The sequence below is a fragment of the Cupriavidus pinatubonensis genome, assembly GCF_019602855.1.
Lineage (GTDB): Bacteria > Pseudomonadota > Gammaproteobacteria > Burkholderiales > Burkholderiaceae > Cupriavidus > Cupriavidus pinatubonensis.
The window spans coordinates 837719-852206 of sequence record NZ_CP080767.1 but is presented as its reverse complement, the minus strand read 5'-3'; the positions used below and the strand labels follow the sequence as shown (position 1 = coordinate 852206).

Below are 14488 nucleotides of genomic sequence, written 5' to 3'. Positions count from 1 at the left end.
CCGCGGCTGGAACGGCGCCGCTTCAGGGCCGCAGGGTAATGGTGGCGCATGTGACCCCCCTGGCATCGAATGCAGGCAGCGTAATAAAATAGTCCGTCGCGGCTTTAGAACAGCCGACCGACACGTCGGAGGTCGACGGATCCTTCCAGTACAGTTCGAGCCGATAGCTCACAAAGCCGGACGGAATCGTTCCCGCCGCCGCGCTGACGTCCGGCGACGTCCAGGACGCCACGCCCGCGCCGGGAAGCTGCGTGGTCATCAATGTCCACCATTGCGAAACATCCCAGGCGGCATATTCATTGCCCTCGCAGATGACCTTGCTGCAGTCCTTGGCCGGTGCCGCGGGGGGCTGCACGCTCAGCGCGCTCAGGTAAGCGTTGAAATCGCTCCCCTCGCCCAGCCCCGAAGCATTGGCGCGGATGCGCTCGGAAAGATCGGTGGCGGCATCGACGATGCTGTGTCGCACGCTGGCACCTGCGCGGTAGCGCAGCGATGCGGCCTGCAGCGACAGCATGCCGAGCAGGGCAATGGCAATCAGCACCAGCGTGATCAGCACTTCTATCAGGCTGGCCCCGGCTTGGCGTTGGTTGACGCGTGCGTTCAGCATGCTGCCGTCCTCTGGTCGACACGGCCCGCGCGGGACACGCAGACGTTCAGGTTGCGGCGATCGGAGCTGGAAGCGGCGACCTGGAAGGCCAGTGCACTGTCCGCGAGCAGATAGCCGCGCGACGTGATCTGAATCGAGCGCAGCGGCGCGGCCAGCGTCACGGCAAGGCCGGTATTGACCGCCTCATGCAGGCGGATGATTTCCTCGGCAGGCGCGCGTACCTGATCGTTGTTCGTGTCCTGGAAGAGAATCCACCGCCCGGACCAATCCGCCTGCGAATCCTGCGCACAGGTCGTGGAATTTGCCGCCGTGGCACGGCAGACCGTGACCGGGGCATTGCGGCGGATGGCTTCGCTGCGCGCGAGCGACAGCAGCCCGGCAAGTTCGGCTGCCGCGCCATCGGTGCGAGCGCGATCGAGAAACCCCTGGAACGAGGGCACGGCGAACGACATCGTGATGGCGATCAGCGATACCACCACCATGAGCTCGATCAGTGTGAAGCCGCGAAGCGGCCGGACAATGCGCGGGCGCGAAGCACGCATGCCACCGATCCCGGCCCGCTGCTCGTGACCGGCCGGCGGCAAACGCCCTCCGCACCCGGTCAGCCGGGCACGGGAAAGGCAGTCCATGTCAGCGCAACGAAACGCCGACTGGCAATGCCTTCTGGCAATGCTTTGAGATAACCCAGTTCATATGACCCCCGGTAGAAACCGTTGCGGTAGCAGGCCCTCTCTTCCGGAGCGGCGCTGCAACCCACCCGAATACGTTCTTTGATTCTGTTATTGGCCGATCGAAGCCGGCAGACGTACGTCGTACGAAGCCCTGCCAGACTGCGGCTCTGTTGATGCCCGCCATAGTGGGGGACTTCGCGATGAGATGTCAATAGCACTTAGCAATAGAACATTTCGCAAATGTCGAAGCCGTACAACGGCCGCGCATGCAACCAAATTTGCCAGTCTCGCTACGTTTATCCACGGACTGTCGGGCCGCCGGGCGGTACGTTGGCAGTCTTCGTCGCCATCCTTTGATCGCCATGCAGGTTTGCTCTCCACCGCCGCGTCTTTGCGCCGGCCGCGGCCATGTTCTGGCCGAATCGCTCTGCGCGCTGGCCATTGTCAGCCTGGGCCTGGTTCCGCTGGCCAGCCTTGGGACCACCGGCCTGGCGTGGCTGCGTGGCCATGAACAGCTCGCGCAGGCGATCCGGTCTGTCGGGGAATCTGCGGAAATCATGGGCATACCCGTGGCTCCCATGAACCGATCCAATGCGGTCTCGGCCGAAGGCCCGCGTACCGGCAAGTTGGCCATGGCAGGACTGGCGGTCGGCGAGCCGGGCGCCCCGGCATCATTGCGCGGCATTGCACTATGGCTGCAGCCATGAGATCACGCATGCCTGCTGGCTATCGGCGAAGCGGTCCGCGGATGGAAGGCTTCACGCTGACCGAGACGATGGTCGGCCTGGCCCTGGGCGTGCTTGTCACCGCGGTGGCAGGCACCGCTTTCCTGCTATGTCGCGCAGCTTATCTGTCCGCCGCGGAGCGAACCTTGCTGGAGGAACGCGGCCAGCGCGCGCTCAATATTCTGTCCGCCCTGATCCGACAGAGCGGTTGGGTTCCTGATGCAACCGGCATGCCCCACGCCAAGCCCGCGATAAGCGGCGCGGACGACTGCGGCCAGCCGTCGATCGCTACGGTGCCGGCATGCGGCAAGTCCGGCGTGACAGGCAGCGACGCGCTGCTGGTCCGCTTCAGCGGCAGTGGCCAGGCCATCGATGCCAGCCTGCCCGATCAGACGATGATCGACTGCAGCGGCTACGCCGTTGCCGCCCGGCAATCCGACTCACCTGCCGACGCAGGCTACGTGACTGCGAATCTCCTCTACGTCGCCACTGCCAGCGACGACGAGCCCCAGCTGCTTTGCCGCTATCCGGCACGGCGGAACGGCCGCATCGATGGCAGCGGTTGGACCTCCGGGGCGATCGTACGAGGCGTGGAATCGATGCAGATACGCTACGGTGTCGACTCCCGTGGCGACCGGCTTCCGGACACGTTCCTGCGCGCCGATCAGGTCACGGCCATGGGCGACGACGCATGGCATCGCGTCGTCGCAGTTCAGATAGCGCTAGCGGTCAGGCTGGGGCGGCGTGGCGCCGCACAGAGCGGCATGCAGGTCGCGGGCGCTGGCGCCATGACTGACCTCTATGACAGGTTGTCCCCCCAGGGCCGATACACGTCGCGGATCTTCGCGACGACGGTCCGCCTGCGGAACGCCCCTCGGTGTCAGGAGACATTGTGCTAGCCACACACAAGCCCGGCCCTCGCCCACATGGAGGTGCGACGCTGATGTTTGCCGCGACGCTTCTGCTGCTCGCGGTTCTCACCGCAACTGCCACGTTGCAATTCCTGCTATCCAGCCGCCAGCTTGCCGGCTTGCAGCTTGACCGGGAAATCGCATTCCGCGCCGCTGAAGTAGCGTTGCTCGACGGCGAGGCCGATCTGATGGCAGCCATGGCGGGCAACGGTCCGCCAGACCGCCTTGATCCCGTTCCGGCAAGCGGGGCGTGCGGCCGAGGCATGCAGGCCGGAATCTGCGTGCCTGCCACCGGCAGCCTGCCCGTCTGGCAAGCATGGCTGTCAGGCACGGCGTCCGCCGATGACATAGGCGTGCCGTTTGGCACTTTCACCGGAAAGACAATGCCAGTTTTGCCCCAAGGTATCGCTGGCACGACAATTCCGCCGCGCTACATTGCCGAGTGGGTTGGCGATGGCGCTGCGCCCATGGAATACGGCCGGCAGACTGCGATGCCGCGCCTTCGCGTCACCGCCATTGGCTTCGGCCGCAACCGCGACATCACTGCTGTGGTCCAGAGCGTGATTCAGCCATGAGCCGGCAGCACGTCAACACCTGGGTCCTGGCCTGGCTGCTTTCGTCAGCCTCGGCGGCCGCGTGGGCCGGGATCGTCGACCAACCCGCCGGCAATCTCCCGCTGACATACCTCGCGCAGGCTGGCGCCTACCCATGGACCGGCCGCCTGCGTGCGCTCGCCTGGAATCCCCAGCTGGCGAGAACGTCGGAACCGACACCTCACACCACCATGTGGGAAGCCGGCGCACGGCTCGACACTAACGCGACTGCGTCACGGCATCTCTACACGTCGGTCGCGCCCGCTGGCATGGAGTCGGAACGCCTTGTTCCGTTGCAGTGGTCCGCACTCGATGCAGCCAGTCAGCAGTCAATGGCCGACGGCACTAGTACCGCAGCATCCGGTGCGGACAAACTGGCGTGGTTGCGAGGCGAACGCGGCAACGCCGCATTGCGCCCGCGCGAAACCCGCCTGGCCGATGCCCGCGGTGCGCGCGTACTGGTAGTGCCGCCGCCCGTCTGGCAACCGGGGAAAGCCGGCCATGCCGCGTTCCGCGAACGCCATCGCAATCGCCCGCACACGGTCTGGCTCGGCACCACGGACGCATGGCTTCACGGATTCAGCGCCACCACTGGAGACGAGCTTGTCGGCTACATGCCACGAGCCTTGCTGCCGCTGGCAGCTGTAATGACTGCGCCGAAGGGCGCGCTGGCGCCGGTACCGTGTCCGCGGCCGGAAGCCGCCGATGTCGTCATGCATCGCGAATGGCGCACCGTGTTGCTCTGTGGTATCCCTGCCGCGAACGAGGGCGGCAGCACGGCCGGTGCATTCGTGCTGGACATCAGCAATGCGGCGGATGTCGCACCAGTCCGCCTGATCTGGGAACTCACTGCAACGCCTGCGCTGCCACTGTCCGCCCGCGGTCCGGTTCGCGCGGCCGCGTTTGTCTACGACGAAGGGCCTCGTTGGTTCGCTGTCACCACGGTGGACGCCGGCGCATCCCGTGCAGGCCTGGCACTGATCCCTCTGGAGAAAACGGCTGGCCCCGCACTAACCTGGCCGCTCCCGGAACGCGATTGCTCTGGGTCGCCCACGACATCGGCGCTCACAGGGGTGAGTATTCTGAGCGACATGATGGGCATGGCGCAGGCCATCTATGCCACCGACGACAGCGGCCAGCTCTGGCACTTTCCGGTCCCGCGGGCGCCCCAGCGCCTTGCGCTGGGGACACCGGTTTGCCTGCACAAGCTGCCGACGGCCGGTAATTCGAGACAAGCGGAACCCCCATTGCTCGTGGGCGCCGTTGCCTCGCCGCTCATTGTGTTCGGCCAGGGCCGTGAAGTCGTGGCCATCCCCTCGCGGCCTGCTGGCGTCCCGGCTCGCATCGTCGCCGAGCCCGCTGACGGAGGGTTTCTGCTACGGTCCATACCCGGTCAGCGAGGCACCGGCTGGCACCTGACACTGCCGAATCCCGGAGAACAACTGGATACACTCGGTGAAGTCTTTCCCGGCTATCTCCAGTTCACGACACGCGCCGCAGACGGATTTCAGCGCGCCTACCTTGTACTGGCGGCGACGGGCGAATCCGCGGGACGGGCGCGGGAAGGCGCGCCGCTCCAGACGTTCGTAACCGGGCAAGCAGCCAGCTCTGCGGCGTCCTTCGTGGCGACCAGTGTCCCGGGACCGTCCCCGCAACCGTCTTCGGGAACAAGCGGCGCGCAGGCCCACAGGGTCACGCTGTGGGTCGTGGACGGAACGTCTGCCAGGCACCAGTCAACAGCCATGGCCACGCGCCGTACCGGACGTATCAGCTGGCGGGAAATCATGGCACCCATTCAGCAGGACATTCCGTGACGCGCGACATTGCATCAGTACACTTTACCTTGCCGCAGCGGGCATTCACCCTGATCGAACTGTTGATCACGATTGCCATGCTGGCCATCCTTGCCGCATTCGCCGTACCGTCGTGGGAGCGGTACGTTGCGCGCGGCTGGCGCGCGCAGGCTCGTTCCGAACTGGTCGCCGCGATGCTGGAGCTCGAGCAGCATGCCAAGGCTGCCATGACGTTCGCGCTAGAGCCGGGCGGCAATATCGCCGCGGGCAGCTGGCCTCGGCCAGTGCCGCAAGGCGCCAATCCTCGCCACGTCATCACGGCGGCTGCATGCCCTCACGCGGGGCTGGATGCTTGCGTCGAAGTCCGGGCCACGCCAGTCATGGTGGACCATCGCTGCGGTGTGCTCATCCTGCGCAGTACGGGCCAATGGCTGACCCTTCCCCCAGGCATGACCCAGGCGGCCAGTCCTGGCCCCGACTGCTGACATGCCGCAATCAGCACTTCACCGCAAGCATGGCTTCACGCTGGCAGAGCTGCTGGTCTGCTTGTCGATCATCGCCGTGCTGGCGGTGGCCGCCTGTCAGGCCGTCGACGTGCTGATGGCTCGCCATCAGGTAGCTGTCGCCGCGGACAGGCTGGCAGCTTCGCTGGCACAGGCGCGCAGCACGGCCATGGCACGGCGGGCCGAAGTTGCGCTGCAACCGCTCGACGGCAACACCACGCTGGACCAAGGCTGGCAACTCGTGGCCACAACCGGGGACCGCCAAACCGGGCAGAGTGCCATCGCCATGTCCGTGGTCCAACTCGGCGCCCCCTGCCTCGCCGTCTCCCTGCGCCAGACCGCACGCGCCAGCAACATCCTGCGATTCACAGCTGTGGGATACTCTCGGTCTGAGCAAGGCGGATTTCAGGCCGCCACTTTCACGCTCAGCTGCCGCGGCGAGCAGCGCCAGGTCCGCATGGGAGCGCAAGGACGGATCCGCCTTTGCACGCCCGGGCATGACAAGGACTGCGAGGCATCGGGCGAACCTGCCCCGCCCTGACAGCGGCACGCACACCCAACGCCCAGCGGGCAAGAGTCACCGGCCAAATGTTTTCCGATTCCGACCACGCCGCCATGCAGCAAGCGCTCGCGCTTGCTGCGCGAGGCATGTTCACCACCACCCCCAATCCACGCGTCGGTTGCGTGCTGAGCAAGAACGGGCAGATCATCGGCCAGGGCTTCACCCAGCCGGCTGGACAGGATCACGCCGAAATCCAGGCTTTGAAGGATGCGCAGACGCGCGGCATCGACCCGGCCGGGGCCACTGCCTATGTGACGCTTGAGCCCTGCAGTCATTTCGGCCGCACGCCCCCCTGTGCCGACGCGCTGGTACGCGCCGGCATCGCGCGCGTGGTGGCGGCAATGGAAGATCCCAACCCGAGCGTGTCAGGCCGTGGCCTGCAGCGGCTGCGCGACGCCGGCATCGACGTGCGCTGCGGCCTGCTGGAAAAGGAAGCGCGCGACCTCAACATCGGCTTCGTGTCGCGCATGACGCGCGGCCTGCCGTGGGTGCGGGTCAAGGTCGCGGCGTCGATGGACGGCGGTACCGCCCTGCACGATGGCACGAGCCAGTGGATCACCGGTCAGGCCGCACGTGACGATGGGCACGCCTGGCGCGCGCGCGCCTGCGCCATCCTGACCGGCATCGGCACGGTACGTGACGACAATCCGCAGATGACCGTGCGAGCCATCCCGACGCCGCGCCAGCCGCAGCGAGTGCTGGTCGATTCGCGCTTAGAAGTGCCGCTTGATGCACGCATCCTGACCCCGGACTCGGGCGACCTTGCCAAGCCGGTACTGGTGTTCAGTGCCGTGGACGACCAGGAACGCCGCCACGCGCTTGAGGCCCGCGGCGCCGAGGTCGTGGTGTTGCCGAATCCGCACGGCAAGGTCGAGTTGCGCAAGATGCTGGAGGAACTGGGCCGACGCGGCATCAACGAACTGCACGTCGAAGCAGGTTTCAAGCTCAATGGCTCGCTGATCCGCGAGCATTGTGCCGACGAACTGCTGATCTACCTCGCGCCCAAACTGCTCGGCGATGCACAAGGCATGTTCAACCTGCCGCCGCTGTCCCGGTTGCAGGATGCCGCCTCCTTCCGCTGGCACGATGTGCGCCAGATCGGCGAGGATCTTCGCCTGATCGCGCGTCGCAGCGACGCCTGACCCCAACTTATCGACAGCGCGCCAGCCGCGCTGCTTACCAACACCCGAACTTTCGAGAACACATCATGTTTACTGGCATTGTGGCGGCCGTTGGCCGCATCGAGACCGTCACCCCGCTCGGCTCGGATAGCGCCGCTGACACCGGGGTGCGCCTGCGCGTCGCGGCTGGCGGCCTGGATCTTTCGGATGTGGTCATCGGCGACAGCATCGCCATCCAGGGCGCGTGCATGACCGTGATCGCCATGACTGCCGACAGCTTCGACGTGGAAGTCTCCCGCGAATCCCTGAATAAGACCGTCGGTCTGGAACTCGCTGGCCGCGTCAATCTGGAAAAGGCGCTGCGACTGGCAGACCGCCTCGGCGGGCATCTGGTTTCTGGCCATGTCGACGGTCTCGGTGAAGTCGTGCACTTTGCCCCAGTTGGCGAATCGCATGAACTGCGCATCCGCGCCCCGCGCGAACTGGGGCGGTATCTGGCGTACAAGGGCTCGGTGGTGATCAACGGCGTGTCGCTGACCGTCAACCGTGTCACGGACGAGGCCGATGGCTGCGTGTTCTCCATCAATTTGATTCCTCATACGCTTGAAGTGACTACGCTGCAGGAGCTCAAGGCGGGAAGTCGGGTGAATCTGGAGATTGACTTGATCGCGCGGTATGTGGAGCGGATGTTGTCGGCGGCCAAGGATAACGCCTGATCCGTGCAACGATCGGGGAAGGCGCGGTTCGGCTCCCCGGCGAACCGCCTTTCCGGCTCATTCCCGTCGCCAGGGCGTCATTCGCCAGCCCAAATACCCCATCAATCGGGCTCTGTTCGCCAGATGGCGCGCCGATCCCGGCTCATAGAATCACCGGATTCTGGCAAATCACGCCTTGGATCCTATTTCATGAGCCAAATCCAGCTCTACCAGATTGCGTATTCCGAAGCCGTCCTGCAGCGCCTGGATCCCGGATACCTGCCCCTGATCAACATGGGCCACGACCGCCATGACTGGCGCGAGTACTGGCCCATGCGCAAATTCCTGCTCGAGAACGAGTTGGCGGATGACTGCTACTACGGCTTCTTTTCGCCGCGCTTCCTGGAAAAGACCGGGCTCGGCCACGCCGATGTCGTGCGCTTCATCGAATCGTGTCCCGCGGATACCGATGTGGTCACGTTCAGCCCGCAACCTGATATGGGCGCCTTTTTCCTGAATGTGTTCGAGCAGGAAGAACTGTTCGAACCTGGCTTTCTCCGAGCCAGCCAGGCCTTCCTTGAGTTTGCCGGCGTTCAGGCGGACCTGGCCGGCCTGATCATGGATTCGCGCCAGATCGTATTCAGCAACTACTTCGCCGCGAAGCCGCCGTTCTGGCGCGCGTGGCTTGCACTGAACGAGCAGCTGTTCGCCATCTGCGAGGGTGAAGACAGCGAACTGAAGTCCGCCCTGACCTTTGCTACGCCCTATCCCGGCCAGGTACAGCGCAAGGTTTTCCTGATGGAGCGTATTGCGTCGCTGCTGCTGACGCTGAACCCGGCGTGGCGTGTCAAGGCCTACAGCACCTTTGCGTGCGCGTGGTCCGCAACACGGCTGGGGCAGTTCAAGCTCGATGCGGTCCTGAGCGACGCGCTCAAGATCGCCATGCGCGAGCAGGGATTCGGCGACTACACCTCGGCCTTCGCACAGGTACGGGATCGTCTGCGATAGACCGGTGGACGTCCGGTGCACCTGTTCCACGCCGGACTCCAACAAGCCTGATGCGAGTTGCCCCCACTTGTGTGGGGTAAAACCCGCGTGCATTCCTGCCGTAAGCCTGTATCCGTAAGGTGGCGTTTCTTCTCCGGAATGGCAGTTCTCGCCGGCCGCGCGCCCCGCGTGGCAAAACCGGCCCTCACCACGCCTCTCTCCGCCCCCTGTCAAGCCCGCGCCGGGGCTGTCCGCTCCCGACCCGTTCCTAAAGTTTCGGCATGCAGCGCCGATCACCCAACAGGGGTTGGTAGAGCAGTAGAGCACCGATTTCCCGCTGGAATGCTCGGCGACAAAGTCGCGTTTGCCGCGAACGAGTGGGCCGGACAGAACTAACTACATTCAGGGGTAAGAAACAAGCATGCCTTCAATCATTTCCGCGATGTCGGCGGCCCAAGTCGCGGCACTGACAACAGCGCAGATGCAATCCCTGTCGACGGCAGATGTCCAAGCCTTGTCGACAGCGCAAGTCGCCGGTCTGAATTCAGACCAACTTGGGGCGATCAGTGCATCTGCAATCGTAACCTTGAGCACCGCAGCCATTGCCAGCCTTACCTCCGCGCAGGCGGTGGGTCTGGGCACCGATGATATTGCTGCGCTAAAGACTTCCCAGCTTGCCGCACTGGACCTGACGAACCTGAGCAGCAACCAGGTCGGCGCACTGTCCACCGGCCAGATGGCGTCCCTGAGCAGCGCACAGGCTGCGGCCCTGACGACGGCCGAGGTTGCGGCCATGGGCACCGCCCAGATCGCTGCGCTGAGCACCGGCAGCCTGAAGGCGATGGGCTCGGACCAGCTGCAGGCACTCGGCACCGGCGGCATCAGCGTGCTGAAGACCAGCCAGATCGCCGCGCTTGACCTGACCAAGCTGTCGAGCAGCCAGGTTGGCGCGTTCAACTCCGCCCAGGTGGCGGGCCTGACCACGGCACAGGCCGCTTCGCTAAGCACCGCCGAGATCAACGCCCTGAGCTCCACCCAGGCTTCGGCACTGAGCACCGGCGCCCTAAAGGCCCTCGGCTCGGACCAGCTCCAGGCGCTGTCCACGGACAACGTGGCCGCCCTGAAGACCAGCCAGGTTGCAGCCCTAGACCTGACCAACCTGAAGAGCAGCCAGGTCGGCGCCTTCACGACCACGCAAGTTGGCGCACTGACCACGGCACAGGTCGCTTCGCTGAGCACCGCCGAGATCGACGCCCTGACCACGGCACAGGCTGCAGCACTGAGCACCGCCGCGGTGAAGGCCCTGACCTCGGCCCAGACCGCTGCCCTCGGCACCGACGACGTCGCCGCGCTGAAGTCGAGCCAGGTCGCCGCGCTGGACGTCACCAACATGACGACGAGCCAGGTCAAGGCCCTGACCTCGACCCAGGTGACCGCACTGACCTCGGCCCAGCTGGGCGCCATGGGCTCCTCGCAGCTCCAGGCCCTGGATACGGAAGACGTCGCCGCACTGAAGACCAACCAGGTCGCCGCACTCGATCTGACCAAGCTCGCGAGCAGCCAGGTTGGCGTCTTCACGGCCGCCCAGGTTGGCGCACTGACCACGGCTCAGGCCGTCACGCTGAGCACCGCCGAAATCAACGCCCTGAGCTCCGCCCAGGCTTCGGCACTGAGCACCGGCGCCCTGAAGGCCATGGGCTCGGACCAGCTCCAGGCGCTGTCCACGGACAACGTCGCTGCTCTCAAGACCAGCCAGGTTACTGCCCTTGACCTGACCAACCTGAAGAGCAGCCAGGTCGGCGCCTTCACGACCACGCAAGTTGGCGCACTGACCACGGCACAGGTCGCTTCGCTGAGCACCGCCGAGATCGACGCCCTGACCACGGCACAGGCTGCAGCACTGAGCACCGCCGCGGTGAAGGCCCTGACCTCGGCCCAGACCGCTGCCCTCGGCACCGACGACGTCGCCGCGCTGAAGTCGAGCCAGGTCGCCGCGCTGGACGTCACCAACATGACGACGAGCCAGATCAAGGCCCTGACCTCGACGCAGGTGACCGCACTGACCTCGGCCCAGCTGGGCGCCATGGGCTCCTCGCAGCTCCAGGCCCTGGATACGGAAGACGTCGCCGCGCTGAAGACCAACCAGGTCGCCGCACTCGATCTGACCAAGCTCGCGAGCAGCCAGGTTGGCGTCTTCACGGCCGCCCAGGTTGGCGCACTGACCACGGCTCAGGTCGCTTCGCTGAGCACTGCCGAAATTGACGCACTGACCACGGCCCAGGCTTCGGCTCTGAGCACCGCTGCAGTGAAGTCGTTGACCTCTGCCCAGACCGCTGCCCTCGGCACCGACGACGTCGCTGCGCTGAAGTCGAGCCAGGTCGCCGCGCTGGACGTCGCCAATATGACGACGAGCCAGATCAAGGCCCTGTCCTCGGCACAAGTGTCGGCACTGACCTCGGCCCAGCTGGGCGCCATGGGCTCCTCGCAGCTCCAGGCCCTGGATACGGAAGACGTCGCTGCACTGAAGACCAACCAGGTCGCCGCACTGGATCTGACCAAGCTGTCGAGCAGCCAGGTCGGCGTCTTCACGACCGCCCAGGTCGGTGCACTGACCACGGCACAGGTTGCCACGCTGAGCACAGCCGAAATCGACGCCCTGACCACGGCGCAGGCTTCCGCACTGAGCACCGCCGCGCTGAAGTCCATGAGCTCGGACCAGCTCCAGGCCCTCGGTACCGACGATGTCGCGGCCCTGAAGACCAGCCAGGTTGCAGCCCTTGACCTGACCAACCTGAAGAGCAGCCAGGTCGGCGCCTTCACGACCACGCAAGTTGGCGCACTGACCACGGCACAGGTCGCTTCGCTGAGCACCGCCGAGATCGACGCCCTGACCACGGCACAGGCTGCAGCACTGAGCACCGCCGCAGTGAAGGCTCTGACCTCGGCGCAGACCGCTGCCCTCGGCACCGACGACGTCGCCGCGCTGAAGTCGAGCCAGGTCGCCGCGCTGGACGTCGCCAACATGACGACGAGCCAGATCAAGGCCCTGACCTCGACGCAGGTGACCGCACTGACCTCGGCCCAGCTGGGCGCCATGGGCTCCTCGCAGCTCCAGGCCCTGGATACGGAAGACGTCGCCGCGCTGAAGACCAACCAGGTCGCCGCACTCGATCTGACCAAGCTCGCGAGCAGCCAGGTTGGCGTCTTCACGGCCGCCCAGGTTGGCGCACTGACCGCGGCTCAGGCCGTCACGCTGAGCACCGCCGAAATCAACGCCCTGAGCTCCGCCCAGGCTTCGGCACTGAGCACCGGCGCCCTGAAGGCCATGGGCTCGGACCAGCTCCAGGCGCTGTCCACGGACAACGTCGCTGCTCTCAAGACCAGCCAGGTTACTGCCCTTGACCTGACCAACCTGAAGAGCAGCCAGGTCGGCGCCTTCACGACCACGCAAGTTGGCGCACTGACCACGGCACAGGTCGCTTCGCTGAGCACCGCCGAGATCGACGCCCTGACCACGGCACAGGCTGCAGCACTGAGCACCGCCGCGGTGAAGGCCCTGACCTCGGCCCAGACCGCTGCCCTCGGCACCGACGACGTCGCCGCGCTGAAGTCGAGCCAGGTCGCCGCGCTGGACGTCACCAACATGACGACGAGCCAGGTCAAGGCCCTGACCTCGACGCAGGTGACCGCACTGACCTCGGCCCAGCTGGGCGCCATGGGCTCCTCGCAGCTCCAGGCCCTGGATACGGAAGACGTCGCCGCACTGAAGACCAACCAGGTCGCCGCACTCGATCTGACCAAGCTCGCGAGCAGCCAGGTTGGCGTCTTCACGGCCGCCCAGGTTGGCGCACTGACCACGGCTCAGGCAGCTTCGCTGACCACCGCCGAGATCGATGCGCTGAGCTCCGCCCAGGCTTCGGCACTGAGCACCGCCGCACTGAAGGCACTGAGCTCGGATCAGCTCCAGTCGCTGTCCACGGACAACGTGGCCGCCCTGAAGACCAGCCAGGTTGCAGCCCTTGACCTGACCAATCTGAAGAGCAGCCAGGTCGGCGCCCTCACCACTGCCCAGGTGGCCGCGCTCAATACGACTCAGGTCACTTCGCTGAGCACCGCTGAAATCGAGGCGCTGACTACGGCCCAGGCTTCGGCACTGAGCACTGCCGCAGTGAAGTCCCTGACCTCGGCCCAGACCGCCGCCCTCGGCACTGACGACGTCGCCGCGCTGAAGACCAACCAGGTCGCCGCGCTGGACGTCGCCAACATGACGACGGGCCAGGTCAAGGCCATGATGTACCAGCAAGTGGCCGCGCTGACGAACAATCAGCTGACGGCAATGAGCTCGGGACAACTGCAGGCGCTGGATACGGAAGACGTGGTTGCCCTGAAGACGAGCCAGGTTGCTGCACTTGACCTGACGAAGCTCTCCAGCAGCCAGGTCGGCGTGTTCACGACCACGCAGATGGCAGGTCTGACCACCGGCCAGATCGGCACCCTGAGCACGGCCGAGATCGCGGCAATGACCACGGCACAGGCAGCGGCACTGACCACCAGCGCACTCGCCGCCATGAGCTCGAGCCAGACCCTCGCGCTGGAAACCGAAGACATCGCTGCACTGAAGACCAGCCAGATCACTGGCCTGAACGTCGGCGACATGTCCACGAGCCAGGTGAAGGCCATGATGTATCAGCAGGTGGCTTCGCTGTCGAACAACCAGCTGACGGCGATGAGCTCTGATCAGCTGCAAGCCCTCGACACGGAAGACGTCGCTGCGCTGAAGACCAGCCAGGTCGCCGCACTTGACCTGACCAAGCTGTCGAGCAGCCAGGTGGGTGTCTTCACGACCACTCAGGTCGCCGCCCTGACGACGTCGCAGGCCGTCACGCTGACCACCAGCGAAGTCGCCGCTCTGACCACGGCACAAGCCGCGGCACTGAGCACCTCGGCGCTGTCGGCACTGACCTCGAGCCAGACCCGTGCCCTGGAGACCGAAGACATCGCCGCGCTGAAGACCAGCCAGATTTCCGGTCTGAATGTGGGCGACATGTCGACGACCCAACTGGAAGCCCTGTCGAGCGCGCAAGTGGCATACCTGACCAACAGCCAGGTGAATGCACTGTCGACCGATCAGATCCAGCACCTGCATATCGGAGCGTAACCGGCTGAACCGCCCTTGGCGCGGCGCTCTCGCGAGTGCCGCGCCAGGAAGCGGCGAAGCAACGCGGTAGCCATCCGTAGCATGGCAGTTCAAGGCCAGGTACGCCAAAGTAGCGGCGTACCTGGCCTTTGTTCTTGGCACGCACCGTACCGGGGGGCCAAT

At 65.6% G+C, this 14488-nt stretch carries 12 protein-coding genes and 1 pseudogene; 11 read left to right on the top strand and 2 right to left on the bottom strand.

The annotated features are described in order from the left end of the window. Positions 1-22: 22 nt before the first annotated feature. Both pilV and K2O51_RS16395 read right to left on the bottom strand, forming a co-directional pair. Positions 23-607 (bottom strand): type IV pilus modification protein PilV, encoded by a 585-nt coding sequence (gene pilV, locus K2O51_RS16400; RefSeq protein ID WP_011296969.1) that lies wholly within the window; start codon positions 605-607, stop codon positions 23-25. After that, positions 601-1149, bottom strand: coding sequence for a GspH/FimT family pseudopilin (locus K2O51_RS16395; RefSeq protein ID WP_011296968.1), 549 nt, complete (start codon positions 1147-1149; stop codon positions 601-603). The genes pilV and K2O51_RS16395 overlap by 7 nt, the downstream gene beginning before the upstream one ends. A gap of 491 nt (positions 1150-1640) precedes the next feature. Between K2O51_RS16395 and K2O51_RS16390 the strand changes: the two genes are divergently transcribed. The 11 genes and pseudogenes from K2O51_RS16390 to K2O51_RS16345 all read left to right on the top strand — a co-directional run bounded on the left by K2O51_RS16390 (position 1641) and on the right by K2O51_RS16345 (position 14326). Continuing rightward, positions 1641-1985, top strand: a complete 345-nt coding sequence (locus tag K2O51_RS16390) for a hypothetical protein (protein WP_140952299.1) — start codon at positions 1641-1643, stop codon at positions 1983-1985. A gap of 8 nt (positions 1986-1993) precedes the next feature. Continuing rightward, positions 1994-2902, top strand: coding sequence for a PilW family protein (locus tag K2O51_RS16385; protein WP_235679858.1), 909 nt, complete (start codon positions 1994-1996; stop codon positions 2900-2902). A gap of 44 nt (positions 2903-2946) precedes the next feature. Then, on the top strand, positions 2947-3489 hold the full coding sequence (locus tag K2O51_RS16380; RefSeq protein ID WP_011296965.1) for a pilus assembly PilX family protein: 543 nt from the start codon (positions 2947-2949) through the stop codon (positions 3487-3489). Beyond that, positions 3486-5321 carry a pilus assembly protein gene (locus K2O51_RS16375; RefSeq protein WP_220631395.1) on the top strand — a complete coding sequence of 612 codons (1836 nt, stop codon included), beginning with the start codon at positions 3486-3488 and terminating at the stop codon, positions 5319-5321. Before K2O51_RS16380 ends, K2O51_RS16375 begins: the two co-directional genes overlap by 4 nt. After that, a complete protein-coding gene (locus tag K2O51_RS16370) occupies positions 5318-5785 on the top strand; it encodes a type IV pilin protein (RefSeq protein WP_220631394.1) in 468 nt (155 codons plus the stop codon). Before K2O51_RS16375 ends, K2O51_RS16370 begins: the two co-directional genes overlap by 4 nt. A 1-nt stretch (position 5786) precedes the next feature. Then, positions 5787-6344 carry a GspH/FimT family pseudopilin gene (locus tag K2O51_RS16365; protein ID WP_220631393.1) on the top strand — a complete coding sequence of 186 codons (558 nt, stop codon included), beginning with the start codon at positions 5787-5789 and terminating at the stop codon, positions 6342-6344. A gap of 47 nt (positions 6345-6391) precedes the next feature. Next, positions 6392-7507 (top strand): bifunctional diaminohydroxyphosphoribosylaminopyrimidine deaminase/5-amino-6-(5-phosphoribosylamino)uracil reductase RibD, encoded by a 1116-nt coding sequence (ribD, locus tag K2O51_RS16360; RefSeq protein WP_220631392.1) that lies wholly within the window; start codon positions 6392-6394, stop codon positions 7505-7507. A gap of 65 nt (positions 7508-7572) precedes the next feature. After that, positions 7573-8202 (top strand): riboflavin synthase, encoded by a 630-nt coding sequence (locus tag K2O51_RS16355; protein WP_011296960.1) that lies wholly within the window; start codon positions 7573-7575, stop codon positions 8200-8202. A gap of 189 nt (positions 8203-8391) precedes the next feature. Further along, positions 8392-9189, top strand: a complete 798-nt coding sequence (locus tag K2O51_RS16350; protein WP_041679505.1) for a hypothetical protein — start codon at positions 8392-8394, stop codon at positions 9187-9189. Between the two features lie 400 nt (positions 9190-9589). Further along, positions 9590-9751 (top strand): annotated as a pseudogene (locus K2O51_RS35770) (hypothetical protein); the annotation flags it as partial. A gap of 3 nt (positions 9752-9754) precedes the next feature. Next, the gene (locus K2O51_RS16345; RefSeq protein WP_245001919.1) at positions 9755-14326 is read left to right on the top strand and encodes a beta strand repeat-containing protein; all 4572 of its coding nucleotides are present in this window, start codon (positions 9755-9757) and stop codon (positions 14324-14326) included. The last annotated feature ends 162 nt before the right edge of the window (positions 14327-14488 follow it).

What these genes read in the sequence shown, in the direction of transcription:
- K2O51_RS16355 (WP_011296960.1), top strand. Translation starts at nt 7,573, where the DNA reads ATGTTTACTGGCATTGTGGCGGCCGTTGGCCGCATCGAGACCGTCACC.
- K2O51_RS16380 (WP_011296965.1), top strand. Translation starts at nt 2,947, where the DNA reads ATGTTTGCCGCGACGCTTCTGCTGCTCGCGGTTCTCACCGCAACTGCC.
- ribD (WP_220631392.1), top strand. Translation starts at nt 6,392, where the DNA reads ATGTTTTCCGATTCCGACCACGCCGCCATGCAGCAAGCGCTCGCGCTT.
- K2O51_RS16395 (WP_011296968.1), bottom strand. Translation starts at nt 1,149, where the DNA reads ATGCGTGCTTCGCGCCCGCGCATTGTCCGGCCGCTTCGCGGCTTCACA.
- K2O51_RS16350 (WP_041679505.1), top strand. Translation starts at nt 8,392, where the DNA reads ATGAGCCAAATCCAGCTCTACCAGATTGCGTATTCCGAAGCCGTCCTG.
- K2O51_RS16390 (WP_140952299.1), top strand. Translation starts at nt 1,641, where the DNA reads ATGCAGGTTTGCTCTCCACCGCCGCGTCTTTGCGCCGGCCGCGGCCAT.
- pilV (WP_011296969.1), bottom strand. Translation starts at nt 607, where the DNA reads ATGCTGAACGCACGCGTCAACCAACGCCAAGCCGGGGCCAGCCTGATA.
- K2O51_RS16365 (WP_220631393.1), top strand. Translation starts at nt 5,787, where the DNA reads ATGCCGCAATCAGCACTTCACCGCAAGCATGGCTTCACGCTGGCAGAG.
- K2O51_RS16375 (WP_220631395.1), top strand. Translation starts at nt 3,486, where the DNA reads ATGAGCCGGCAGCACGTCAACACCTGGGTCCTGGCCTGGCTGCTTTCG.
- K2O51_RS16385 (WP_235679858.1), top strand. Translation starts at nt 1,994, where the DNA reads ATGCCTGCTGGCTATCGGCGAAGCGGTCCGCGGATGGAAGGCTTCACG.